Annotated in this window: 26 protein-coding genes and 1 pseudogene; 14 read left to right on the forward strand and 13 right to left on the reverse strand. The window is 60.9% G+C overall.

The features are described 5' to 3' along the window. Window positions 1-28 precede the first annotated feature (28 nt). The 5 genes from lolA (at window position 29) to cysG (ending at window position 5,227) form a co-directional block, all read left to right on the forward strand. A complete protein-coding gene (gene lolA / locus ACU680_RS18640) occupies window positions 29-649 on the forward strand; it encodes an outer membrane lipoprotein periplasmic chaperone LolA (RefSeq protein ID WP_047601668.1) in 621 nt (206 codons plus the stop codon). Window positions 650-839: 190 nt separating this feature from the next. Next, window positions 840-2,162: a replication-associated recombination protein A gene (locus ACU680_RS18645; RefSeq protein WP_003223849.1), complete on the forward strand. Its 1,323-nt coding sequence runs from the start codon at window positions 840-842 to the stop codon at window positions 2,160-2,162. Then, window positions 2,162-2,536 carry a fluoride efflux transporter CrcB gene (gene crcB, locus ACU680_RS18650; RefSeq protein ID WP_007966609.1) on the forward strand — a complete coding sequence of 125 codons (375 nt, stop codon included), beginning with the start codon at window positions 2,162-2,164 and terminating at the stop codon, window positions 2,534-2,536. The genes ACU680_RS18645 and crcB overlap by 1 nt, the downstream gene beginning before the upstream one ends. 15 nt (window positions 2,537-2,551) lie before the next feature. Continuing rightward, window positions 2,552-3,832, forward strand: a complete 1,281-nt coding sequence (gene serS, locus ACU680_RS18655; protein ID WP_003223852.1) for a serine--tRNA ligase — start codon at window positions 2,552-2,554, stop codon at window positions 3,830-3,832. After that, entirely contained in the window at window positions 3,833-5,227 is a 1,395-nt protein-coding gene (cysG, locus tag ACU680_RS18660) for a siroheme synthase CysG (protein ID WP_448180212.1), read from the forward strand. 135 nt (window positions 5,228-5,362) lie between these two features. Here cysG and ACU680_RS18665 read toward each other — a convergent pair whose 3' ends face one another. From ACU680_RS18665 to ACU680_RS18700, 8 genes are all read right to left on the reverse strand, one after another. Continuing rightward, on the reverse strand, window positions 5,363-6,364 hold the full coding sequence (locus ACU680_RS18665) for a glutathione S-transferase family protein (protein WP_448180213.1): 1,002 nt from the start codon (window positions 6,362-6,364) through the stop codon (window positions 5,363-5,365). 91 nt (window positions 6,365-6,455) lie between these two features. Continuing rightward, complete coding sequence (locus tag ACU680_RS18670; RefSeq protein WP_448180214.1) at window positions 6,456-7,457, reverse strand: glycosyl transferase family protein; 1,002 nt, start codon at window positions 7,455-7,457, stop codon at window positions 6,456-6,458. Then, complete coding sequence (locus ACU680_RS18675) at window positions 7,454-7,789, reverse strand: TusE/DsrC/DsvC family sulfur relay protein (protein WP_367084963.1); 336 nt, start codon at window positions 7,787-7,789, stop codon at window positions 7,454-7,456. The genes ACU680_RS18670 and ACU680_RS18675 overlap by 4 nt, the downstream gene beginning before the upstream one ends. Continuing rightward, window positions 7,786-8,079, reverse strand: a complete 294-nt coding sequence (tusB, locus tag ACU680_RS18680) for a sulfurtransferase complex subunit TusB (protein WP_007966599.1) — start codon at window positions 8,077-8,079, stop codon at window positions 7,786-7,788. Before tusB ends, ACU680_RS18675 begins: the two co-directional genes overlap by 4 nt. Beyond that, on the reverse strand, window positions 8,079-8,435 hold the full coding sequence (tusC, locus tag ACU680_RS18685; protein WP_448180215.1) for a sulfurtransferase complex subunit TusC: 357 nt from the start codon (window positions 8,433-8,435) through the stop codon (window positions 8,079-8,081). Before tusC ends, tusB begins: the two co-directional genes overlap by 1 nt. A 1-nt stretch (window position 8,436) precedes the next feature. Further along, window positions 8,437-8,829, reverse strand: coding sequence for a sulfurtransferase complex subunit TusD (gene tusD / locus ACU680_RS18690; RefSeq protein ID WP_448180216.1), 393 nt, complete (start codon window positions 8,827-8,829; stop codon window positions 8,437-8,439). A 221-nt stretch (window positions 8,830-9,050) separates the two neighbouring features. After that, a complete protein-coding gene (locus tag ACU680_RS18695) occupies window positions 9,051-9,755 on the reverse strand; it encodes a YoaK family protein (RefSeq protein ID WP_448180217.1) in 705 nt (234 codons plus the stop codon). 25 nt (window positions 9,756-9,780) lie between these two features. Next, window positions 9,781-10,110, reverse strand: coding sequence for a DUF6388 family protein (locus tag ACU680_RS18700; protein ID WP_329697295.1), 330 nt, complete (start codon window positions 10,108-10,110; stop codon window positions 9,781-9,783). A gap of 134 nt (window positions 10,111-10,244) precedes the next feature. Here ACU680_RS18700 and ACU680_RS18705 point away from each other — a divergent pair, with 134 nt between their 5' ends. Then, window positions 10,245-10,595 carry a hypothetical protein gene (locus ACU680_RS18705; protein ID WP_448180218.1) on the forward strand — a complete coding sequence of 117 codons (351 nt, stop codon included), beginning with the start codon at window positions 10,245-10,247 and terminating at the stop codon, window positions 10,593-10,595. A gap of 110 nt (window positions 10,596-10,705) precedes the next feature. Here the strand turns inward: ACU680_RS18705 and ACU680_RS18710 are convergent, their stop codons facing one another. Then, on the reverse strand, window positions 10,706-11,131 hold the full coding sequence (locus ACU680_RS18710) for a GNAT family N-acetyltransferase (protein WP_400764532.1): 426 nt from the start codon (window positions 11,129-11,131) through the stop codon (window positions 10,706-10,708). A 148-nt stretch (window positions 11,132-11,279) separates the two neighbouring features. Here ACU680_RS18710 and ACU680_RS18715 point away from each other — a divergent pair, with 148 nt between their 5' ends. The 4 genes and pseudogenes from ACU680_RS18715 to ACU680_RS18730 all read left to right on the forward strand — a co-directional run bounded on the left by ACU680_RS18715 (window position 11,280) and on the right by ACU680_RS18730 (window position 14,362). Next, the gene (locus ACU680_RS18715; protein ID WP_108590489.1) at window positions 11,280-11,717 is read left to right on the forward strand and encodes a hemerythrin domain-containing protein; all 438 of its coding nucleotides are present in this window, start codon (window positions 11,280-11,282) and stop codon (window positions 11,715-11,717) included. A 223-nt stretch (window positions 11,718-11,940) separates the two neighbouring features. Continuing rightward, on the forward strand, window positions 11,941-12,576 hold the full coding sequence (locus ACU680_RS18720) for a lytic polysaccharide monooxygenase auxiliary activity family 9 protein (protein WP_400764534.1): 636 nt from the start codon (window positions 11,941-11,943) through the stop codon (window positions 12,574-12,576). Window positions 12,577-12,616: 40 nt separating this feature from the next. Continuing rightward, window positions 12,617-13,639, forward strand: a pseudogene (locus ACU680_RS18725) (chitinase); the annotation flags it as partial. A 132-nt stretch (window positions 13,640-13,771) separates the two neighbouring features. Continuing rightward, complete coding sequence (locus tag ACU680_RS18730) at window positions 13,772-14,362, forward strand: NUDIX domain-containing protein (protein WP_007966580.1); 591 nt, start codon at window positions 13,772-13,774, stop codon at window positions 14,360-14,362. 127 nt (window positions 14,363-14,489) lie between these two features. Here the strand turns inward: ACU680_RS18730 and ACU680_RS18735 are convergent, their stop codons facing one another. Then, the gene (locus tag ACU680_RS18735; protein ID WP_367084949.1) at window positions 14,490-15,005 is read right to left on the reverse strand and encodes a methylated-DNA--[protein]-cysteine S-methyltransferase; all 516 of its coding nucleotides are present in this window, start codon (window positions 15,003-15,005) and stop codon (window positions 14,490-14,492) included. A 150-nt stretch (window positions 15,006-15,155) separates the two neighbouring features. On the opposite strand from ACU680_RS18735, the gene ggt reads away from it, so the two are divergent. Continuing rightward, complete coding sequence (ggt, locus tag ACU680_RS18740) at window positions 15,156-16,883, forward strand: gamma-glutamyltransferase (RefSeq protein ID WP_027614698.1); 1,728 nt, start codon at window positions 15,156-15,158, stop codon at window positions 16,881-16,883. Between the two features lie 67 nt (window positions 16,884-16,950). Next, on the forward strand, window positions 16,951-17,484 hold the full coding sequence (locus ACU680_RS18745) for a cysteine hydrolase family protein (protein ID WP_448180219.1): 534 nt from the start codon (window positions 16,951-16,953) through the stop codon (window positions 17,482-17,484). Window positions 17,485-17,752: 268 nt separating this feature from the next. Here ACU680_RS18745 and ACU680_RS18750 read toward each other — a convergent pair whose 3' ends face one another. Continuing rightward, window positions 17,753-18,394, reverse strand: a complete 642-nt coding sequence (locus tag ACU680_RS18750) for a TetR/AcrR family transcriptional regulator (RefSeq protein ID WP_448180220.1) — start codon at window positions 18,392-18,394, stop codon at window positions 17,753-17,755. A 143-nt stretch (window positions 18,395-18,537) separates the two neighbouring features. Here ACU680_RS18750 and ACU680_RS18755 point away from each other — a divergent pair, with 143 nt between their 5' ends. Next, the gene (locus ACU680_RS18755) at window positions 18,538-18,996 is read left to right on the forward strand and encodes a GNAT family N-acetyltransferase (protein WP_448180221.1); all 459 of its coding nucleotides are present in this window, start codon (window positions 18,538-18,540) and stop codon (window positions 18,994-18,996) included. Window positions 18,997-19,002: 6 nt separating this feature from the next. Here ACU680_RS18755 and ACU680_RS18760 read toward each other — a convergent pair whose 3' ends face one another. Beyond that, entirely contained in the window at window positions 19,003-19,305 is a 303-nt protein-coding gene (locus tag ACU680_RS18760; RefSeq protein WP_367084941.1) for a DUF7693 family protein, read from the reverse strand. Between the two features lie 157 nt (window positions 19,306-19,462). Between ACU680_RS18760 and ACU680_RS18765 the strand changes: the two genes are divergently transcribed. Further along, window positions 19,463-20,908: a SulP family inorganic anion transporter gene (locus ACU680_RS18765; RefSeq protein WP_448180222.1), complete on the forward strand. Its 1,446-nt coding sequence runs from the start codon at window positions 19,463-19,465 to the stop codon at window positions 20,906-20,908. Window positions 20,909-21,013: 105 nt separating this feature from the next. Here the strand turns inward: ACU680_RS18765 and ACU680_RS18770 are convergent, their stop codons facing one another. After that, complete coding sequence (locus ACU680_RS18770; RefSeq protein WP_448180223.1) at window positions 21,014-21,907, reverse strand: DMT family transporter; 894 nt, start codon at window positions 21,905-21,907, stop codon at window positions 21,014-21,016. Between the last annotated feature and the right edge of the window lie 59 nt (window positions 21,908-21,966).

Raw genomic sequence — 21,966 nt, forward strand, 5'->3', positions numbered from 1 at the left:
CTTCCCACAAGTATTCAAGAGGACTCCCATGCGTCTTATCCGCATGCTGTTGCCAGTACTGGCGCTGACCACGCTCACGGCCCACGCCGATGACAAGGACGTGGCGCGTCTGACCCAACTGCTCGAAACATCTAAAACCCTGACCGCGAATTTTTCCCAGCTGACCCTCGATGGCAGCGGCACGCAGTTGCAGGAAACCCGTGGCGACATGGTTCTGCAGCGTCCGGGCCTGTTCTACTGGCATACCGAAGCGCCGAATGAGCAGACCATGGTCTCCGACGGCAAGAAAGTCACCTTGTGGGACCCGGACCTGGAACAGGCCACCATCAAGAAGCTCGACGAGCGTCTGACCCAGACCCCGGCGCTGCTGCTGTCCGGTGATGTGTCGAAGATCAGCCAGAGCTTCGAGATCAGCGCGAAAGAGGCGGGCGGCGTGATCGACTTCACCCTCAAGCCGAAGACCAAGGACACCCTGTTCGACAGCCTGCGCCTGTCGTTCCGCAACGGCCTGGTCAATGACATGCAACTGATCGACAGCGTTGGTCAGCGCACCAACATCCTGTTCACCGGGGTCAAGGCCAACGAAGCGGTGTCGGCGTCGAAGTTCAAGTTCGACATCCCGAAGGGTGCTGACGTCATTCAGGAATAAACCCCGGATCCCGGGTCGGGCTCTTGTGGCTTGGAGCCTTTGTGGCGAGGGAGCTTGCTCCCGCTGGGGCGCGAAGCGGCCCCTCTCTTGAATCAAAAGCGGGGACTGCTACGCAGTCCAGCGGGAGCAAGCTCCCTCGCCACAGTTATTCCAACAGGCTTAAGACAATCAGAGGTTTCAACGCTACGTGATGGATCTGTTTCGCAGTGCACCGATTGCCCAGCCACTGGCCGCGCGTTTGCGCGCGACCAATCTGGATGAGTACGTCGGTCAGGAGCACGTGCTCGCTCGCGGCAAGCCTCTGCGTGAGGCGCTGGAGCAAGGTGCCCTGCATTCGATGATCTTCTGGGGCCCGCCGGGTGTGGGCAAGACCACCCTGGCGCGGTTGCTCGCGGAAGTCTCGGATGCGCACTTCGAAACGGTCTCGGCGGTACTCGCCGGGGTCAAGGAGATCCGTCAGGCCGTTGAAATCGCCAAGCAGCAGGCCGGGCAGTACGGCAAGCGCACGATCCTGTTCGTCGATGAAGTGCACCGCTTCAACAAATCGCAGCAGGATGCGTTCTTGCCGTACGTCGAAGACGGCACGCTGATTTTCATCGGCGCCACCACCGAAAACCCTTCGTTTGAATTGAACAACGCGCTGTTGTCGCGGGCTCGCGTCTATGTGCTGAAAAGCCTCGACGAGACAGCGCTGCGCAAACTGGTGCACCGTGCGCTCACCGAAGAGCGCGGGCTGGGCAAGCGCAACCTGACCCTCAGCGATGAAGGCTTCCAGATGCTGCTGTCGGCCGCCGATGGCGATGGCCGGCGCCTGCTCAATCTGCTGGAGAATGCCTCGGACCTGGCTGAAGACAACAGCGAGATGGGCACCGAGCTGCTGCAAAGCCTGCTTGGCGATACCCGGCGGCGCTTCGACAAGGGCGGCGAAGCGTTCTACGACCAGATATCGGCGCTGCACAAGTCAGTGCGCGGCTCCAACCCCGATGGCGCGCTGTACTGGTTCGCGCGGATGATCGATGGCGGCTGCGATCCGTTGTATCTGGCGCGGCGCGTGGTGCGCATGGCCAGCGAAGACATCGGCAACGCTGACCCGCGCGCGCTGAGCCTGTGCCTGGCGGCGTGGGAAGTGCAGGAGCGCCTTGGCAGCCCCGAAGGCGAGCTGGCGGTGGCCCAGGCCATCACTTATCTCGCCTGTGCGCCGAAAAGCAACGCGGTGTACATGGGCTTCAAGACCGCGCTGCGCGCCGCTGCCGAGTACGGTTCGCTGGAAGTGCCGCTGCACTTGCGCAATGCGCCGACCAAGCTGATGAAGCAACTGGGCTATGGCGACGAATACCGTTACGCCCACGACGAACCGGACGCTTATGCCGCCGGTGAAGATTATTTCCCGGAAGAGCTTGAGCCGATCCCGTTCTATCAACCGGTGCCCCGTGGCCTGGAATTGAAGATCGGCGAGAAGCTCAACCACCTCGCGCAACTCGACCGTTTAAGCCCAAGACAGCGGAGAAAATAGTGCTTCCATTGATCGTTGCGGTCTCCGTCGGCGGGATTGCCGGCACGCTGTTGCGCTTCGCCACCGGCAATTGGGTCAGTGCCAATTGGCCGCGGCACTTCTATACCGCGACGCTGGCCGTTAATATCGTGGGCTGTCTGCTGATTGGCGTGTTGTACGGCCTGTTTTTGATACGCCCGGAGGTGCCGATCGAGGTGCGCGCCGGGTTGATGGTCGGCTTCCTCGGGGGGCTGACGACTTTTTCATCCTTTTCACTGGATACGGTGCGCCTGCTGGAAAGCGGGCAAGTGCCGCTGGCCCTGGGCTATGCGGCGATCAGCGTATTCGGCGGGCTGCTCGCGACGTGGGCCGGCCTGTCCTTGACCAAACTTTGATAACGAGAAACCGACATGCTCGATTCCAAACTGTTACGTAGCAACCTTCAGGACGTAGCGGACCGCCTGGCTTCCCGTGGCTTTGCCCTGGATACCGCGCGCATCGAAGCGCTGGAAGAACAGCGCAAGACCGTCCAGACCCGCACCGAAGCACTGCAGGCTGAGCGTAACGCGCGTTCCAAATCCATCGGTCAGGCCAAGCAGCGCGGCGAAGACATCGCGCCGCTGATGGCGGACGTCGAGCGCATGGCGGGCGAGCTGAGTGCCGGTAAAGTCGAGCTGGACGCGATCCAGACCGAGCTGGACTCGATCCTGCTGGGTATCCCCAACCTGCCGCACGAATCGGTACCGGTCGGCAAGGACGAAGACGACAACGTTGAAGTGCGCCGCTGGGGCACGCCGACGCAGTTCGATTTCGAAGTGAAAGACCACGTTGCACTGGGCGAGAAGTTCGGCTGGCTGGATTTCGAAACCGCCGCCAAGCTGTCCGGCGCACGTTTCGCCCTGCTGCGCGGCCCGATCGCCCGTCTGCACCGCGCCCTCGCGCAGTTCATGATCAACCTGCACGTCAACGAGCATGGCTACGAAGAGGCCTACACGCCTTATCTGGTTCAGGCCCCAGCGCTGCAAGGTACCGGCCAGCTGCCGAAGTTCGAAGAAGACCTGTTCAAGATCGCTCGCGAAGGCGAAGCCGATCTGTACCTGATCCCGACCGCCGAAGTGTCGCTGACCAACATTGTGGCCGGTGAAATCGTCGACTCGAAACTGCTGCCGATCAAGTTCGTCGCGCACACCCCGTGCTTCCGCAGCGAAGCCGGTGCGTCGGGTCGCGACACCCGCGGCATGATCCGTCAGCACCAGTTCGACAAGGTTGAAATGGTCCAGATCGTCGAGCCGTCGACTTCGATGGAAGCGCTGGAAGGCCTGACTGCCAACGCCGAAAAAGTCCTGCAACTGCTGGGTCTGCCTTACCGCACCCTGGCGCTGTGCACCGGCGACATGGGCTTCAGCGCCGTGAAGACCTACGACCTCGAAGTGTGGATTCCGAGCCAGGACAAGTACCGCGAAATTTCCTCGTGCTCCAACTGCGGTGATTTCCAGGCCCGCCGTATGCAGGCGCGCTTCCGCAACCCGGAAACCGGCAAGCCTGAGCTGGTGCACACCCTCAACGGTTCTGGCCTGGCGGTCGGTCGTACCCTGGTTGCCGTGCTGGAAAACTACCAGCAGGCCGACGGTTCGATCCGCGTGCCGGACGTGCTGAAGCCGTACATGGGTGGCCTTGAGGTCATCGGCTAAATGAAATATCTGCCGCTGTTTCACAACCTGCGCGGCAGTCGTGTGTTGGTTGTCGGTGGGGGGGAAATTGCCTTGCGCAAATCCCGCCTGCTGGCCGATGCCGGTGCGCTGCTGCGGGTGGTCGCACCTGAAATCGAAGCGCAACTGCGCGAACTGGTCAGCGCCAGCGGTGGCGAATGTCTGCTGCGTGGTTACGTGGAAACGGACCTGGACGGTTGCGGGCTGATCATCGCCGCTACCGACGATGAAACGCTCAACGCTCAGGTCTCCAGCGATGCCCATCGGCGTTGCGTGCCGGTCAATGTGGTCGATGCGCCGCAGCTGTGCAGCGTGATCTTCCCGGCGATCGTCGACCGTTCGCCGCTGATCATCGCGGTGTCCAGCGGCGGCGATGCGCCGGTGCTGGCGCGGCTGATTCGCGCCAAGATCGAAACCTGGATTCCTTCGACCTACGGCCAGTTGGCCGGTCTTGCCGCGCGTTTCCGCAATCAGGTGAAAAACCTGTTTCCGGACGTGCAGCAGCGCCGTGGTTTCTGGGAAGACGTGTTTCAAGGCCCGATTGCCGACCGGCAACTGGCCGGGCAGGGCGCCGAGGCCGAGCGTCTGTTGCAGGCCAAGATCGATGGCGAAGCGGACATCACCACCGGTGAAGTGTATCTGGTGGGCGCGGGGCCGGGTGATCCGGATCTGCTGACCTTCCGCGCCTTGCGCCTGATGCAGCAAGCCGATGTGGTGCTGTACGACCGTTTGGTCGCGCCGGCGATTCTTGAGTTGTGCCGTCGCGATGCCGAACGCATTTACGTCGGCAAGCGTCGCGCCGATCATGCGGTGCCGCAGGATCAGATCAACCAGCAATTGGTGGATCTGGCCAAGGCCGGCAAACGCGTGGTGCGCTTGAAGGGCGGTGATCCATTCATCTTCGGTCGCGGCGGTGAAGAGATCGAAGAGCTGGCGGCCCACGGGATTCCATTCCAGGTGGTGCCGGGGATCACGGCGGCCAGCGGTTGCGCGGCGTATGCCGGGATTCCGCTGACCCATCGCGATTACGCGCAGTCCGTGCGCTTCGTCACCGGTCACCTGAAGGACGGTTCTACCGATCTGCCGTGGGCCGACCTTGTCGCCCCGGCGCAGACGCTGGTGTTCTATATGGGACTGGTGGGCTTGCCGGTGATCTGCGAGCAGTTGATCAGGCACGGTCGCAGCGCGGACACCCCGGCGGCGTTGATTCAGCAGGGCACCACGGTCAATCAGCGGGTCTTCACGGGTACGCTGGCCGATTTGCCGCGTCTGGTGGCGGAGCATGAAGTGCATGCGCCGACGCTGGTGATCGTCGGTGAAGTGGTGCAACTGCGCGAGAAACTGGCGTGGTTTGAAGGCGCTCAGGCGCAGGTCTGAAAATCGAGTTGACCCCTATCGCTGGCAAGCCAGCTCCCACAGGTTTTTGTGTTGAAACTGCAATCTTCAGCATCACCAAAATCCCTGTGGGAGCTGGCTTGCCAGCGATGGGGCCCCAAAAAAACAATAAAAATCTCAGCCCCTGCGCCAGACTCCTTTGCCAGCCAAACGTGCCCGATCATGCGCCCCGCTGAAATCCTGCTTCGGCCCTTTCGGCACAATCCCGGTCGGATTGATGGTCTTGTGGCTACCGTAGTAGTGATTCTTGATGTGCTGAAAATCTACCGTCTCGGCAATCCCCGGCCACTGATACAGCTCACGCAGCCAGTTCGACAGGTTCGGATAATCGGCGATCCGCCGCAGATTGCACTTGAAGTGCCCGTGGTACACCGCATCGAAACGAATCATCGTGGTGAACAGGCGCACATCGGCTTCGGTCAGGTACTCGCCAGTCAAGTAGCGGTTGGCGTCCAGCACCCGCTCCAGATGATCCAGCTCTGCAAACACCTCATCGAACGCCTCTTCATAAGCCTGTTGCGAGGTGGCGAAGCCGGCGCGATACACGCCGTTGTTCACCGCCGGATAAATCCGCTCGTTCAATGCATCGATCTCACCGCGTAATGGCGCCGGGTAGAAGTCCAGCTCGTTACCGGTCAGGCCATCGAAGGCGCTGTTGAACATGCGGATGATTTCCGCCGATTCATTGCTGACGATGCGCTTGAGCTTCTTGTCCCACAGCACCGGCACGGTGACGCGGCCGGTGTAGTCCCGCGCGTCGGCGGTGTAGCGCTGATGCATGAAGTCGAAGTGGTCGAGCTTATCGCCAGTCGAGCCAAGCGCCTTGTCGAAGGTCCAGCCGTTTTCCAGCATCAGCCAGCTGACCACGGACACATCGATCAGGCTTTCCAGGCCTTTGAGTTTGCGCAGGATCAGCGTGCGGTGCGCCCACGGGCAGGCGAGGGACACATAGAGGTGATAGCGCCCGGCCTCGGCGGCAAAACCACCATCACCGCTCGGCCCGGGCTGGCCGTCAGTGGTGACCCAATTGCGACGCTGCGCCTGTTCGCGCTGAAAGGCGCCATCCTTGCTGCTTTCGTACCACTTGTCCTGCCAGCGGCCATCGACGAGTAAACCCATGATCAAGACTCCTGAATCCAATAAGCGTTGGAGCCGAGTCTATTCCGATGAGTTCGAACAAAAAGCGCAAAGATCGGGCGTCTATGATCGGTTATATCGATTTGTTGCGTGCGGCCCAGTACTGCTCGGCGGTTGCGAACGCTTGCTCGCGGCTTTGACCGAGGCCACGCAGGGCCAGGGCCATGGTCGAGATCAGGGCCAATTGCGGATAGCTGTCGACCACCTCGCCGCGCCACACCGCTTTCAGATGTTCAACGTCCAGCGTGGCCGGTTTGACGTGGCGCTGGCTCGACAGTTGCGGCCATTCCTCGTCCCAGCTCTCGCCGCCCTTGGTGCCGTACAGATGGCTGTCGGCATCCGGGTTGATCTCGATTTCGCCGCCATCGCCTTTGACCACGATCGCCGTGTCGCCGAGCAGACCGCTGGCCTCGCGATGCACCGCTTGATAGCCCGGGTGGAAAATACTTTGCAGACCACAACGGGCGCGCAGTGGATTGAGGATGCGTGCCAGCGAATGGATCGGCGAGCGCAGGCCCATGGTGTTGCGCAGGTCGATCATCTTCTGCAACTGCGGCGCCCAGTCCATCAGCGGCATGAACGCCAGGCCTCCATTGTCCAGCGCGCTGCCGACCTGCTGCCAGGTGCGGCACAGCGGGATGTTCAGCTCGCCAAGCAATTGTTCGGTGTACAGACGTCCGGCGGTATGCGCGCCGCCGCCGTGCATGAAGATTCGCACGCCGTTTTGCGCCAGGCACTTGGCCGACAGCAGATACCACGGCAGATGACGTTTCTTGCCGGCGTAGGTCGGCCAGTCCAGATCGACGTTCAGCGTTGGTGCCTGCAAGCGCTCGCGCAAGGCTTCGGTGAAACCGGCCATTTCCTCGGCGCTTTCTTCCTTGTGCCGCAGCAGCATCAGAAAGGCCCCGAGCTGGGTGTCTTCGACCTTGTCGTCGAGCACCATGCCCATGGCTTCCCGGGCTTCTTCACGGGTCAGGTCGCGGGCGCCGCGTTTGCCCTTGCCGAGGATCCGCACGAATTGTGCGAACGGGTGCTCGGCGGGCGTTTCGAGGGTCAGCGCTGGAAAGTCGGTCATAAGCAATTCGTCGGTTTGGGCAGGCCCGCCAGTTTCGCGGCGAGTTTGGCAGGGGTGCCTTTGAACAGTCGGTTCAGGTGCAGGCTGTTGCCCTTGTCCGGGCCGAGTTTGAGTGCGGTGTACTTGATCAGCGGGCGGGTGGCCGGCGACAACTGGAATTCTGCATAGAAGCTGCGCAGCAGGTCGAGGACTTCCCAGTGCTCGGGGGTTAGTTCGATGTCTTCAGCGGCGGCGAGGGCGCTGGCGACGTCTTGGGACCAGTCATCGAGGTCGACCAGAAAGCCGTCCTTGTCCAGTTCGATGGCGCGGGCGCCGACAGTCATCGAGTTCATAGCCAACTGTTGACCTTGTCGTGGTGGATCGACAGTTCGACGAACGCCGGGTAATCGATGGCTTCAGCCCAGTCGGGAGCAACGATGGCGCGGGCCAGCAGGTCTTCGGCGAGGGCGAACAGCTTGACTCGGCGTGCGTTCAACGTAGCGAATGGCGCAGTGCCCGGTTGCAGGGCGTAGACCGCATCGCCGGATAACAGCAACGCGTCAGCAGCGCCGATCACGCGCAGGCAACTGCTCAGGCGCTCGTCGCCGAACGGGGAATGAGACAACACATGCAAAGTCGACATCAGAGGGTGATCACCTGGTCGTAACGGTCAATGAGGGCGGTGATTTCGCTGGCGCCGAGTGGCTGCGCTTCGTCCAGCGACAGCGTGCTCAGGCCACGGGCGCTGGCGCTGTCGGTGCAGTAGAACAGTTCTTCAACGCCGAACATCGGCAGCGCCTGCAGGTTGGCGCTGAGGTCTTTCTGTTGCAGGGCCTTGGCGTTCTGCCCGGCGGCCAGTTGCATCACGCCATCATCGAGAAACAGCAGGCCGATCGGCAGATCGAACGCGCCGCCGGCGAGGACGATGTCCAGCGCTTCGCGGGCGCCGGGGCCAGACCACGGCGACTGGCGGCTGATGATCAACAGGGATTTGGCCATCTCACGCGCCTCCGAAACAGATCAGTCGATCGGCGTCCTGCACCGCATCGTGCAACTGGCCGAGGCCGGACAATTCCCACGGCGCGCTGACCGCGACCGCCTCACGCTGGTAGCGCCTGGCTTCTTCGTCATTCAGTGCGCCACGGCGCAAGGCGGCGGCGATGCACACCACGCCGTCCAGTTGCTGCTCGCTGATGAATGCGCGCCACTGTTTGGGCAGGTCCAGTTCGTCCTGCGGGGTGACCACCGCGTCCGAGGCGTTGTACACGCCGTCCTGATAGAAAAACAGCCGGACAATCTCATGCCCGCCGGCCAGCGCGGCCTGAGCGAACAGCAGGGCGCGGCGCGAGGAGGGCGCATGGGCGGCGGAAAATAGCGCTATGGCGAACTTCATGACGGACTCGATCAGCAAAACTGCGGCCATGATAAAGCTTTATCGAGGCAGCCGCGAAACCCAAGTTGTACACACCGATTTCTGCTGCTATCGGTCATAGGGGGCGAATCCATGCAGGAGCTGCGGCACGCTGCGATCTGTTGATCTTTACAAGCTGGATCAAGAGATCGCAGCCTCGTTTCACTCGACAGCTCCTACAGGGGATTTGAGTGAGACCTCGATCAACGGGGCATATAGCCGAGTTGCCAGCGCCGCGGAATGCTCAAGGTCAGTACGCCCAGCACCGCCGCCAGCAAGCCGCTGGCGAACAATGCCCGAAGCCCGAAATGCTGTTCCAGCACCGCGCCGAGAATCGCGCCGATGAACATCCCGCTCCACGGCACCAACTGCACCCGCCAGCCGTTCCGGCGTTCGCCGAGCATCCAGCGCCCCAGTCCACGGCCGAACCGCGACAGCGCTCCGGTCACGTAGGTCAGGCCGACCGGCAGACCGTTCACTTCCTCGACCGCCGCATTGAGCATGCCCATCGCGATGATCGCCGCCAGCAGCGCCGGCAGTTGCGTGTCATATGGCCAGGCGGCCGCCAGGCAGAGCAGGGTGGCGATGCACAGCAACAAGGGCAATGTGCGCCGCCCACCGAGGCGCCCGATCACGATCCCCAAGGCATTACCGATCACGAAGGTGATGACGAGGATGATCAGGCGCAAGGTCAGTCCGAGGTCGCCGTCACTGATCGCCACCGCCAGTCGCGTGGTGTTGCCGCTCATGAACGAAACGAAATCGCCGCTGGCCATGAAGCCGATCGCGTCGGTCATGCCTGCCAGCACTGACAGGCTGGCCACCAGCGCCAGACCGATGCGCCCGCGCCATTTCTGTCGGTGCAGATGCCCGGAAGTGGCGCGGTGAGTCGAAGTGGAGGGCAGCATCGGCGACGATATCCTTCAGCGGCGGTTACGGTTCCAACCCATACAGATCGCAGTAATCCGCCCAGCTCATGTGCGCCATTTCCGCCACCTCGCGGTGCACCTCCATGCGCTGGGCCTGATAGTCCTCGGGCGTTGCCGCCGTCAGGAGCAAGGTCAGTTCCCAGGCAAACAGGCCTTGATTCTCCGCCTCGGCCTCGAAGGCTTCGTGCAAGCGTTCTTCACGATACTGCGCCGGGGTTTCGCCCTTGGCCTGGGCCAGCAGCGGGTTGAGATGATCGAGGGATTCGCGCAGTTCGGGGCGCGCGTCGAGAAACAGTTTCAGGGCTTGTTCATGTCGCTGGTCGGTGGGCGCCATGTGTGTTCCTTGTGAGGCTGATGACCCTAGGGTGCCGGAGCGGCCGATGCGTGTCGCGCTATAAATGCAGTAAAGCAGAACGATTTTGCCTGTTGCGGTGATACAGTCCGCTTTTTTCTGAATGAGCGAATGCAATGCGAATTCTGATGGTAGCGCTGGCCGCGACTCTGCTAGCCGGCTGCGCGGGTTCGGTGATGGACGATTCTCGCACCAAAGCCCCTTACAAGGTTCTGACCTCGGACAAGCCCGAGAAAGTCGTGGCTCAGTGCGTGCAATTCGCCTGGCAGGACGAAGCGGTGTTTGGTGTGGATGCCGGGGCGTACCTGCAACCGGGCAAGAAGGGCGGCTCGACCGTGTACACGCGTTCGGCGGAGTCGTTTGTCGATGTGACCAGCGATGCGTCGGGCACGGTGCTCAATTACTACGCGCAGAAAGATGATTTTGTTGCCAAGCGCCGATTGGCGGGGTTGGCGACCTGTCTCTGATATTGCGCTGAAGCGGCTGCCGTCTTCGCCAGCAGGCTGGCTCCCACACTGGATTTGTGTTCGCCACCGATCCTGTAGGAGTGAGCCTGCTCGCGATAGGGCCAGTGAATTCAACCGATCAAGCGCTTCTGGAAATAATGCCGACTATGCCCCGGCGGGTAGTCGACAATCTCGCCAAACTGCGTGAATCCCAACTTCTTGTAAAACTCCGGCGCCTGAAAATCGAAGGTGTCCAGCCAGATTCCCATGCAGTTCTTTTCTCTGGCCAGATTTTCCGCCATGGCCATCAATTCCGAACCGATGCGTTGCCCGCGACCCTGTTCCGGTACGCACAGCAATTCAATGTACATCCAGGTAAAAATCACCCGGCCATACAAACCGCCGAGTATCGCGTCGTGTTCATCGCGCACCAGCAGGGCGAAGGGCTCCGACTTGGAGCCGCCGGTCTGGGCGTCGTTATAGGCAATCAAAGGCTCGAGAATGGCCTTGCGTTGCTCTTCCGTGGGGTTCTGCGACAACTCGATTCGCAACGTCATGGGCGACTTCCTTGTGAGGTGAGTGCGCAGCCTATCCTGCCTGACGTGCATCTTCCAGGTCCCTTCCTCAACCCGTTGGAACCGTCTTTGTTGCGCCGGGGTCTAGCTTTTACAGCGTCATTTCGAACGCGGTTGATGAGGAACCTCCATGAACATTTTCGAAGCCCTTCGCGAAAGCCACGACCGCCAGCGCAATTACGCCAAAGCCCTGGTCGAAACCAGCGGTGACACCCCGGAGCGGGTTGAAGCCTACAAACAGTTGAAAGCCGAGCTGCAGGCCCACGAAACCGCTGAAGAACGCCACTTCTACATCCCGTTGATGGAGTTCGACAATGGTGTCGACCTCAGTCGCCATGCCATCTCCGAGCACCATGAAATGGACGAGATGATGGAAGAACTGGACGAGACCGAGATGTCCAGCCCGGCCTGGCTGGCCACCGCGAAAAAACTGTCGGACAAGGTCCACCACCATCTGAAGGAAGAAGAGCAGAAGTTCTTCCAGATGGCCGGCAAGCTGCTCAACGAAAAGCAGAAAGAGCAACTCGCAGGACAATACGAAAAGGAATACCAGGCACAACTGGAGTGAGGGGATGATTGCAGGTTTTTGCTGTGCCGGCGTGTAGGCCTTTAGCCATGCGTCAGGTGGGCGTTGTCGCAAATGACTGTATATTCATCCAGTATTTTCGGGGTTTTCCGCTTGAGCCGTCGATGGCCTGCGACAAAACCGCCGATGGACAAAAAATCCACCTCCGTTAGCTTGAAGGCCTCTCCTCGGACAGGAGAGTTCTTAAATCAACGGAGTGAAAAACATGAACCAACCACAAGCTCAAACCCAACTGCGACACGGTCGCGTCACCTCCCCAGCCAGCCGCGGTGCGGTAGCCATCGAGCAAGGATTGCTCGGTGCCTGGCAGGTCAACGAAATGGAAGGCGGCAAGAACTTCCCGGCGCTGACCGCAGGGCCTTTTCCTGCGCCGTATGGCAGCGACAGTGACAGCGTCACGCCGCCTGCCGACGGTTACATCCTCAGCGGTGGCAAGACCGATGCCCGTGACTGCGTGAACTTCACCGACGAGGAAATGAGCAAAAAGCTCAACCGTCCGTTCAGCTGGCCACTGCTCAGTGTCACCCCGGGCCAGACGCTGGAAGTGAAGTGGGAATACACCGCGCCGCACACCACCCGTGGCTACCGCTGGATGATCACCAAGGATGGCTGGGATCCGAAGCAACGTATTTCCCGTGCGCAGCTCGAAGCGCAGCCTTTCGCCGAAGACTTCTACACTCAGGTGCCGTATTACAGCTATCCGGGTGAACTGAAGGCCAAGGTCAATCATTCGGTGAAATTGCCGGCCAACAAAAAGGGCCGTCACGTCATCGTGCTGATGTGGATCGTCGCCAACACCGGTAACGCGTTCTATCAGGCGTTCGACGTCGACTTCAAATAACGGCGTTACGCTCAACCCACAGGTTCTGAAGGATTAGAACATGTCAAATATCGACTTCACACTCGTGCAAAACCAGGCGGCTGACGCGGCTTCGCTGATGCCGAGCATCGCCGGCAAAAAAATACTCATGGGCTTCTGGCACAACTGGCCGGCCGGTCCGAGTGACGGCTACCGCCAGGGCCGTTTCGCCGAAATCGCTCTGGAAGCGGTGCCCAAAGAGTACAACGTGGTCGCGGTGGCGTTCATGAAGGGCAGCGGAATTCCGACCTTCAAGCCCTACAACGTCTCCGATGCCGAGTTCCGGCGTCAGGTCGGCGTGCTCAACAGCCAGGGGCGGGCGGTGCTGCTGTCCCTGGGTGGCGCCGACGCGCACATCGAGTTGCGGGCCGGACAGGAGCAACCACTGGCCAATGAAATCATCCGTCTGGTGGAAACCTACGGCTTCGACGGGCTGGACATCGATCTTGAACAGAGCGCGATTGATTTCGCTGCCAACAAGACCGTGCTGCCGGCTGCACTGAAACTGGTCAAGGATCACTACGCAGGCCAGGGCAAGCACTTCATCATCAGCATGGCCCCGGAGTTTCCGTATCTGACCACCAACGGCAAGTACGTCGGTTACCTGCAGGCACTGGAAGGCTATTACGACTTCATCGCGCCGCAGTTCTACAACCAGGGTGGCGACGGGGTCTGGGTGCCGGAAGCCAATAATGGCAATGGTGCATGGATCGCGCAGAACAACGATGCGCTGAAAGAGGACTTCCTCTATTACCTGACCGAAAGTCTGGTGACCGGCACCCGGGGTTTCAGCAAAATCCCGGCGGACAAATTCGTCATCGGCCTGCCGGCCAACGTCGATGCGGCCGCCACCGGTTATGTGATCGACAGCACCGCCGTGGGCAATGCGCTCAAGCGTCTGGCGATCAAAGGGCTGCCGATCAAGGGCCTGATGACCTGGTCGGTGAACTGGGACAACGGCGTCAGCAAGGATCGCGTGCCGTACAATTGGGAGTTCAGCCGGCGTTATGGGCCGCTGATTCATGGCGCCCGAACAGCGGAGCAGGAAACGGACGACGCGTTGTCGCGCCTCGCCCGTTAACCGCAAATAAAGAAGCCCGGTAGCGCTGCCGGGCTTTTTTTGTGCGCGCGATTAATCGAATATGTGCGTTTTCCGATGACACAAGGATCAGGCGTCATGACCAAGACAGCCGAGCGGGTCAACATTGTCGACACTGAGGTGTTGTCCCACGACTGGTACCTGTTGAAGAAGATCACCTTCGACTACCTGCGCAACAACGGCGACTGGCAGCGGCAGACCCGCGAAGTCTACGACCGTGGCAATGGTGCGGCGATCCTGTTGTTCAACCGCGTACAGCGCACGGTGGTGCTGACCCGCCAATTCCGCCTGCCGGTGTTCGTCAACGGTCACGATGGATTGCTGATCGAAGTAGCGGCGGGACTGCTGGAAGGTGCGGCGCCGGAACAGCGGATTCGCGACGAGGCCGAAGAAGAAACCGGCTACCGCGTGCACGACGTGAAGAAGGTATTCGAGGCTTACATGAGCCCCGGTTCGGTGACCGAGAAACTGCACTTCTTCATTGCCGAGTACGACGCGAAGTCGAAGGTCAGTGAGGGCGGTGGCCTGGAAGAAGAAACCGAAGAACTGGAAGTGCTCGAGTGGGGCTTCGATGAAGCACTCGCGGCGTTCCAGCGTGGCGAGATCTGCGATGCCAAGACCATCATGCTGTTGCAGTACGCAGCAATGAATAACCTTTTCAACACCTGATTCAGCGTCAATCCATTGTGGCGAGGGAGCTTGCTCCCGCTGGGCTGCGCAGCGGCCCCAGGTTTTTGCCAGTGCTACGCACTGGAGCGGGAGCAAGCTCCCTCGCCACACGATGGCATTTGCAGGGTTAAAACAGGTCGCCTGTTCTACCGACATCAGACCATTCACCACCCTCCAGCACCAGCAACCGCTCTTTGGCCTCAAGCCCACCCGCAAACCCGGTCAATTTCCCCGACGCACCAATCACCCGATGACACGGCGCGACAATCGAAATCGGGTTGCGCCCATTCGCTGCACCCACGGCGCGCACGGCGGTGGGATTGCCGATCTGCTCGGCGATCTGGCTGTAAGTGCGGGTTTCGCCAAACGGAATGGTCAGCAACGCCCCCCAGACCTTTTTCTGAAAATCGGTGCCGACAAAATCCAGCTCCAGGTCGAAGCGATCACGCTTGCCGGCAAAGTATTCTTCAAGCTGCTGCGCGGTTCGCTGCAGCAACGGATTGTCCGGCGCTTCGCTCATCGGACCGAGGCGCACCCGGCCCGGTTTGTCGTTTTCCCAGAGGATGGCCGCCAGTCGCAAGCCGTTCGCGACCAGCTTCAATTCGCCGACCGGTGAGGGCAGGGTGATGAACGTGTAGGACATGGGCAAAACTCCGGGACGGCGGGACAGCGGCACCCAGCATACTGCCTGAGCGGGGAGGCGCAAATCGTAATAGCGACCATACTGCTAGGTGCTTTTGCAGCGTTCCCCTCTGTTCTGCACAGAATCCAATAACAAAAAAGAGATCGACTCATGAAGTACGAACCTTTGGCCAAAACGCTGATCGCGACTTCACTGGCACTGAGCTGCCTGATGGCCCACGCCGCTTCGGTGGCCCCGGTGGCCGCCGAGAACGGCATGGTGGTCACCGCCCAACATCTGGCCTCCCATGTCGGCGTCGATGTGTTGAAAAACGGCGGCAATGCGGTGGATGCAGCGGTCGCTGTGGGCTATGCGCTGGCGGTGGTGTATCCCGCGGCTGGCAACCTCGGCGGTGGCGGTTTCATGACCATTCAACTGGCGGACGGACGCAAGACCTTCCTCGACTTCCGCGAAAAAGCCCCGCTGGCGGCGACTGCCAACATGTACCTGGACAAGGACGGCAACGTCGTCCCGGACCTGAGCACCCGCGGTCATCTCGCCGTGGCAGTGCCCGGCACCGTTTCAGGTATGGAGTTGGCGCTGAGCAAGTACGGCACCAAACCGCGCAAGGATATGATCGCCCCGGCGATCAAACTGGCTGAAGACGGTTTCGAGCTGGAGCAGGGCGATGTCGATCTGCTGGACTACGCCACCGATGTGTTCAAGAAGGACATGCGCGATTCCGGTTCGATCTTCCTGCACAACGGCGAGCCGATGCAGGTCGGTCAGAAACTGGTGCAGAAGGATCTGGCGAAAACCCTGCGCACCATTTCCGAAAAAGGCGCCGACGGCTTCTATAAAGGCTGGGTGGCCGACGCCATCGTCACGTCCAGTCAGGCCAACAAAGGCATCATTACTCAGGCCGACCTCGACAAGTACAAGACCCGCGAATTGGCCCCGGTGGAATGTGATTACCGTGGCTACCACGTGGTGTCGGCGCCACCGCCAAGCTCCGGCGGGGTGGTGATCTGCGAGATCATGAACATTCTCGAAGGTTATCCGATGAAGGATCTGGGCTTCCATTCGGCCCAGGGCATGCATTACCAGATCGAAGCGATGCGCCACGCTTACGTGGACCGCAACAGCTATCTGGGCGACCCGGATTTTGTGAAGAATCCGATCGAGCATCTGCTGGACAAAAACTACGCGACCAAGCTGCGCAACGCGATCCAGCCACAGAAGGCCGGGATCTCTGCTGAGCTGAAACCCGGCGTCGCGCCGCATGAAGGCAATAACACCACGCACTATTCGATTGTCGACAAGTGGGGCAATGCAGTGTCGGTGACTTACACCCTCAACGACTGGTTCGGCGCCGGGGTGATGGCGAGCAAGACCGGGGTGATCCTCAACGACGAAATGGACGACTTCACCTCCAAGGTCGGCGTACCGAACATGTACGGTCTGGTGCAGGGTGAGGCCAATGCCATCGCCCCGGGCAAAACCCCGCTGTCGTCGATGAGCCCGACCATCGTCACCAAGGATGGCAAAGTGGTGATGGTAGTCGGCACCCCGGGTGGCAGCCGCATCATCACTGCGACCTTGTTGACCATGCTCAATGTCATCGATTACGGCATGGGCCTGCAAGAGGCGGTCGACGCGCCGCGTTTCCACCAGCAATGGATGCCTGAAGAAACCAACCTCGAAGACTTCGCCGCCAGCCCCGACACGAAGAAGATTCTCGAGAGCTGGGGCCACAAGTTTGCAGGGCCACAGGATGCCAACCACATCGCGGCCATCCTCGTCGGCGCGCCGTCGCTGGGCGGTAAACCGGTGGGCAAGAACCGTTTCTACGGGGCCAATGATCCACGGCGCAATACCGGGTTGTCACTGGGCTATTGAGAGGCGTAAAAAGGGGGCGGGCTCAGGCCCGGCCCCTGTCTTGAGTATCGATCAAGGAAGACCCATCATGTCTAGCGCATTGCTGATCATCGACGTCCAACAGGCTCTCTGCTCGGGCGAATACCAGTGCTTCGACATTCGCCGCGTCATCGATACCATTAACCAGCTCAGCACTCGCGCGCGCACGGCCGGTGTGCCGGTGGTGCTGATTCAGCATGAAGAAAAGGACAGCCCGCTGGCCCATGGTGCCGAAGGCTGGCTACTGGCCGAAAGCCTGCTGACTGAAACGCAGGACCTGCGCGTACGCAAAACCACCCGGGATTCGTTCTATCAGACCGATCTGCGAAAGCTGCTGCCCGGAGAAGACTTCGAACGTCTGATCATTTGCGGCCTGCAGACTGATTACTGCGTCAACGCCACCGTGCGCAGGGCGCATGAACTGGGCTACGACGTGGTGCTCGCCGCGGACGCTCACTCCACGGTCGACAACGGCAACATGAGCGCCGAAGACATCATCGCCGAACACAACAAGGATCTGGCGCACCTGACCGGCGCTACCGGTCGCATCGACGTTAAACCTGTAGCCGGGATCATTTTCTGAGGCCCGAAAATTCTTCTGTCGGTCTTACTGGCCTCATCGCTGGCAAGCCAGCTCCCACAGAGTTTGGCATGGATCACAAAGTCTTTGAACAACACCGATCCTTGGGGAGCTGGCCTGCCAGCGATGGCGGCGAACCTGTCAATGAAGATGATCGCCAGCAGGCTGGCTCCCACAATGGCCGGTGATGTGCACAGATTCCCATGCCCAGCCCAAATCCCCTGTGGCGAGCGAGCTTGCTCGCGCTGGGCTGCGTAGCAGCCCTGACACCTCAAGTCGCAAACAGAACCCCACGAACCTCCCCAACCCGCGGTGCCACGACGCCCTCCAGCACCATCCGCGTAATCGTCTCCGCCGCCGTCTGATAATCCTCATCCTGCGGCACCGGGCGCCCGGTGATGCAGCCCATCTGCCAGCCAATATTGGTGTAGGTGCGGGTTGCCGACCAGATGAACAGCATCAGGTGCTCCGGATCCACCGGCGCCAGCAAGCCGCGCTCGATCCAGCTGCGCAGGCATTCGACATTGCGTCGGGCTTCGGCGTGCAGCAGGTCGCGGCATTCGTCCGGCAATTGGCGGCCACCGAGCAGCAGTTCGCCGCTGAAGACCTTGGCGATGGCCGGGTGTTCGCGGGCGATGCGGATACGCGCGGCGACGTAGGCGCGCAGGCCGATCATGGGGTCGTCGCTTTCGCGCAGCGCCGCCGAGGCTTCCAGCAGCGGTTCGACGAATCCCAGCAGGACCTTGGAATAGAGATTTTCCTTGGTCTGGAAGTAGTAATACAGGTTGGCCTTGGGCACGCCGGCACGGGCGGCGATGTCGCGGGTCTGGGTGGCGTCGAAGCCGTTGGCGGCAAACTCTTCGCTGGCGGCGGCGAGGATCAGTTGTTCGTTGCGTACGCGGATGGCACTCATGGGAACACGATGTAAATGGTTGGCATGGGCAGATACTGACAAATTCGGTTTCGCAATATACAAAACTATATAACGGTGAGGCCAGCTAACTCGCTCAAGAGCGCTATGCTGGTTCGATCATCAAAAAAAACGGGGGAGGGAACATGGCCATCAAGGCACTGCGCGCTACGGCGGCGCATTTGGAGGCGGTGGCAAAACTGTTCGACGCTTATCGCGGTTTCTATCAACAGCCATCGAACCTTGAGCAATCGCGAGCCTTCGTCGCCGAGCGCATGGCCGCCGACGAATCGGCAATTTTTCTCGCCCAGAATGAAAACGCCGAAGCGTTGGGTTTTGTGCAGCTGTACCCGACGTTTTCCTCGATCGATGCCCATCGCACCTGGTTGCTCAGCGACCTGTTCACCATGCCCGCCGCTCGGGGGCGCGGCGTCGGGCGGTTACTGATGAACACCGCGCGCGACTTTGCGTTGCAGACTGGCGCCAAAGGTCTGGTGCTGGAAACTGCCACCGACAACTTTACGGCGCAGGGTTTGTACGAGTCGCTGGGTTATGTGCGTGATACCGGCTATTACACTTATTTGCTCGATCTGCGTCAGGGCTGATCGGGTTCAACGCTGCCGCGTCAGCAACCGCTCGACCTGTGCCAATTCCCAGGTACTCAGCAGGTTGACCGGATTGGTGCCGTAACGCTGCCACGTCGCCAATGTACCCTCGCGGCCATCCGGGCAGCGGCAATGTTCACAGTGGTGCAAGCGTCCGCCCTCAAAGTCCAGCAGCAACTGCCAGCCTTCGATATCGACCGCAACCAGGCCGGCATCGCCCGGTTTCTCCGCAGTCCGCAGGGACAGCACGCCCAGCGCAGCCTCGCGCAAGCGCTGGCAAACGTCGCGGGCGGTCAGCAATGCAGTCATGGTCATACTCGGTGGAGGCACAAGCGCGTCAGCATAAATCGTGCGTCGACGGGTGTCAGCGATCGCTGGCCCGATTCCGAACTATTCCGTAACATCCGCTCCCCACTTTTTACGAACATCAGCGGCCACATTCGTCGGCCGATCAGTCAGGTAAGCCATGAAACCGAAACGTCTGCGCGCCGATGTCCTGGCCGGACTCACCACCTCGTTTGCCCTGTTGCCCGAATGCATTGCGTTCGCGCTGGTGGCTCACCTCAACCCGCTGATGGGCCTGTACGGGGCCTTCATCATTTGTACGCTGACCGCGTTATTCGGCGGCCGGCCGGGAATGGTTTCCGGGGCGGCGGGTTCGATGGCGGTAGTGATCGTCGCACTGGTGGTGCAGCTCGGTGTGCAGTATCTGCTGGCGACGGTGTTGCTCGGCGGACTGATCATGATGGCGTTCGGCTTGCTGCGTCTGGGCAAACTGGTGCGCATGGTGCCGCACCCGGTGATGCTCGGTTTCGTCAACGGTCTGGCGATCATCATTGCGCTGGCGCAACTGGAGCATTTCAAGAGCGGCGAACACTGGCTCAGCGGCACGCCGCTGTACCTGATGACCGGGCTGGTACTGCTGACCATGGCCATCGTCTACATTCTGCCGCGCCTGACCCGCGCGGTGCCGCCGGCATTGGTGGCGATCCTCGGCGTGGGCCTGCTGGTCTACCTGTTCGGCCTGCCAACCCACACCCTCGGCGACATGGCGCACATCGCCGGCGGCCTGCCGACCTTCGCCTTGCCAGACATTCCGTGGACGCTGGAAACCCTGCGCATCATCGCTCCGTACGCGATTCTGATGGCGCTGGTGGGCCTGCTGGAAACCCTGCTGACCCTGAACCTCACCGACGAAATCACCGAAACCCGTGGTTACCCGGATCGCGAATGCGTCGCGCTGGGTGCGGCGAACGTGGTCTCCGGGGCGTTCGGTGGCATGGGCGGTTGCGCGATGATCGGCCAGACCGTGATCAACCTCAGCTCCGGCGGTCGCGGGCGTTTGTCCGGGGTGGTGGCGGGGGTGTTGATTCTGCTGTTCATCCTGTTTCTGTCACCGTTGATCGAGCGTATTCCGCTGGCGGCGCTGGTGGGCGTGATGTTCGTGGTCTCGCAGCAGACCTTCGCCTGGGCCTCGTTGCGGGTGTTGAACAAAGTGCCGCTCAACGACGTGTTGGTGATCATCGCCGTAACCACCATCACCGTGTTCACCGACCTGGCCACTGCCGTGCTCTGCGGGATCATCATCGCCGCGCTGAATTTCGTCTGGCAGCAGGCCCGCGAGTTGTACGCCGATGAGCACCTGGAAGCCGACGGCAGCAAGCTCTACCGCCTGCACGGCACGCTGTTTTTCGCCTCGACCACGCCGTTCCTCAACCAGTTCGACCCGGCCAATGACCCGGCCCGGGTGACGCTGGATTGCCGGCATTTGAGCTTCGTCGACTATTCGGCGATTGCTGCACTGAAGACGCTGCGCGAGCGTTACGCCAAGGCCGGGAAAGAGTTGCAGGTGTTTCATCTGTCCGAGCGCTGCAAGAAACTGCTCAAACGCGCGGGCGTCGAACACCACTGATCCCCCTGTAGGAGCTGCCGCAGGCTGCGATCTTTTGATCTTTTTTTTCAAAAGATCAACATCAAAAGATCGCAGCCTGCGGCAGCTCCTACAGAGGCGGTAGGGTTATCTGGCGAATTTCTTTGCGCCGGCTACGCAGAGGATGACGCCCAGCGTCACCGCCAGCATGCCGACACTGACCTGCTCATGCAGCAACGTCGCCGCCAGCGCCAGACCGAAAAACGGCTGCAGCAGTTGCAGTTGACCGACCGCTGCGATCCCGCCCTGGGCCAGGCCGCGATACCAGAACACAAAGCCGATCAGCATGCTGAACAGCGCCACGTACGCCAGGCATATCCAGGCCGAAAGGCTGACGTGGCTGAAGGAGGCGGGCGCCAGCCACAGGCTGAGCAATGCCATCACCGGCAGCGACAACACCAGCGCCCAGCAGATCACCTGCCAGCCGCCGAGCACGCGCGACAGTTTCGCGCCTTCGGCATAGCCCAGACCACAGGCCAGAATCGCCGCGAGCATCAGCAGATCACCGGTGGGCGAAGCGGTCAGTCCCTGTGACAGGGCGAAGCCAACGACCAATCCGCTGCCGAGAATCGAGAACACCCAGAACACCGGTCGCGGACGCTCGCCGCCACGCAGCACGGCAAAAATCGCCGTCGCCAGGGGCAGCAATCCGACAAACACAATCGAATGCGCTGACGTCACGTGTTGCAGCGCCAATGCCGTCAGCAGTGGAAAGCCCAGTACCACGCCCAACGCCACAATCAATAACGACCACCATTGATCGCGTGCCGGGCGCCGTTCGCGAAACAGCCACAACAGAATGACCGCCAACACGCCGGCAATGGCCGCGCGCGCCACGGTGAGAAACACCGGATCGAATTCCAGCACCGCCAGACGCGTGGCGGGTAGCGATCCGCTGAAGATCACCACGCCGATAAAGCCATTGATCCAGCCGCTGGTTTTTTCCAGCGCCGGGTTAACCGGGTTCGAAGTCCGTTCCATACAAGGTCACACTCAAAAAAAAGGTGGGTTGCTTTCGAGCCATCCTGGGGCCGAGAATC

Source organism: Pseudomonas sp. LF020 (assembly GCF_053456425.1).

Coding starts and splice junctions, on each gene's coding strand:
- ACU680_RS18765 (WP_448180222.1), top strand. CDS start 19,463: ATGAAACCGAAACGTCTGCGCGCCGATGTCCTGGCCGGACTCACCACC.
- ACU680_RS18670 (WP_448180214.1), bottom strand. CDS start 7,457: ATGACCGACTTTCCAGCGCTGACCCTCGAAACGCCCGCCGAGCACCCG.
- ACU680_RS18705 (WP_448180218.1), top strand. CDS start 10,245: ATGCGAATTCTGATGGTAGCGCTGGCCGCGACTCTGCTAGCCGGCTGC.
- ACU680_RS18645 (WP_003223849.1), top strand. CDS start 840: ATGGATCTGTTTCGCAGTGCACCGATTGCCCAGCCACTGGCCGCGCGT.
- cysG (WP_448180212.1), top strand. CDS start 3,833: ATGAAATATCTGCCGCTGTTTCACAACCTGCGCGGCAGTCGTGTGTTG.
- ACU680_RS18730 (WP_007966580.1), top strand. CDS start 13,772: ATGACCAAGACAGCCGAGCGGGTCAACATTGTCGACACTGAGGTGTTG.
- ACU680_RS18710 (WP_400764532.1), bottom strand. CDS start 11,131: ATGACGTTGCGAATCGAGTTGTCGCAGAACCCCACGGAAGAGCAACGC.
- serS (WP_003223852.1), top strand. CDS start 2,552: ATGCTCGATTCCAAACTGTTACGTAGCAACCTTCAGGACGTAGCGGAC.
- ACU680_RS18755 (WP_448180221.1), top strand. CDS start 18,538: ATGGCCATCAAGGCACTGCGCGCTACGGCGGCGCATTTGGAGGCGGTG.
- ACU680_RS18760 (WP_367084941.1), bottom strand. CDS start 19,305: ATGACTGCATTGCTGACCGCCCGCGACGTTTGCCAGCGCTTGCGCGAG.
- tusC (WP_448180215.1), bottom strand. CDS start 8,435: ATGGCCAAATCCCTGTTGATCATCAGCCGCCAGTCGCCGTGGTCTGGC.
- ACU680_RS18695 (WP_448180217.1), bottom strand. CDS start 9,755: ATGCTGCCCTCCACTTCGACTCACCGCGCCACTTCCGGGCATCTGCAC.
- ACU680_RS18675 (WP_367084963.1), bottom strand. CDS start 7,789: ATGAACTCGATGACTGTCGGCGCCCGCGCCATCGAACTGGACAAGGAC.
- ACU680_RS18720 (WP_400764534.1), top strand. CDS start 11,941: ATGAACCAACCACAAGCTCAAACCCAACTGCGACACGGTCGCGTCACC.
- ACU680_RS18665 (WP_448180213.1), bottom strand. CDS start 6,364: ATGGGTTTACTCGTCGATGGCCGCTGGCAGGACAAGTGGTACGAAAGC.
- ACU680_RS18770 (WP_448180223.1), bottom strand. CDS start 21,907: ATGGAACGGACTTCGAACCCGGTTAACCCGGCGCTGGAAAAAACCAGC.
- ACU680_RS18700 (WP_329697295.1), bottom strand. CDS start 10,110: ATGGCGCCCACCGACCAGCGACATGAACAAGCCCTGAAACTGTTTCTC.
- ACU680_RS18750 (WP_448180220.1), bottom strand. CDS start 18,394: ATGAGTGCCATCCGCGTACGCAACGAACAACTGATCCTCGCCGCCGCC.
- ACU680_RS18735 (WP_367084949.1), bottom strand. CDS start 15,005: ATGTCCTACACGTTCATCACCCTGCCCTCACCGGTCGGCGAATTGAAG.
- ggt (WP_027614698.1), top strand. CDS start 15,156: ATGAAGTACGAACCTTTGGCCAAAACGCTGATCGCGACTTCACTGGCA.
- ACU680_RS18745 (WP_448180219.1), top strand. CDS start 16,951: ATGTCTAGCGCATTGCTGATCATCGACGTCCAACAGGCTCTCTGCTCG.
- tusD (WP_448180216.1), bottom strand. CDS start 8,829: ATGAAGTTCGCCATAGCGCTATTTTCCGCCGCCCATGCGCCCTCCTCG.
- tusB (WP_007966599.1), bottom strand. CDS start 8,079: ATGTCGACTTTGCATGTGTTGTCTCATTCCCCGTTCGGCGACGAGCGC.
- lolA (WP_047601668.1), top strand. CDS start 29: ATGCGTCTTATCCGCATGCTGTTGCCAGTACTGGCGCTGACCACGCTC.
- ACU680_RS18715 (WP_108590489.1), top strand. CDS start 11,280: ATGAACATTTTCGAAGCCCTTCGCGAAAGCCACGACCGCCAGCGCAAT.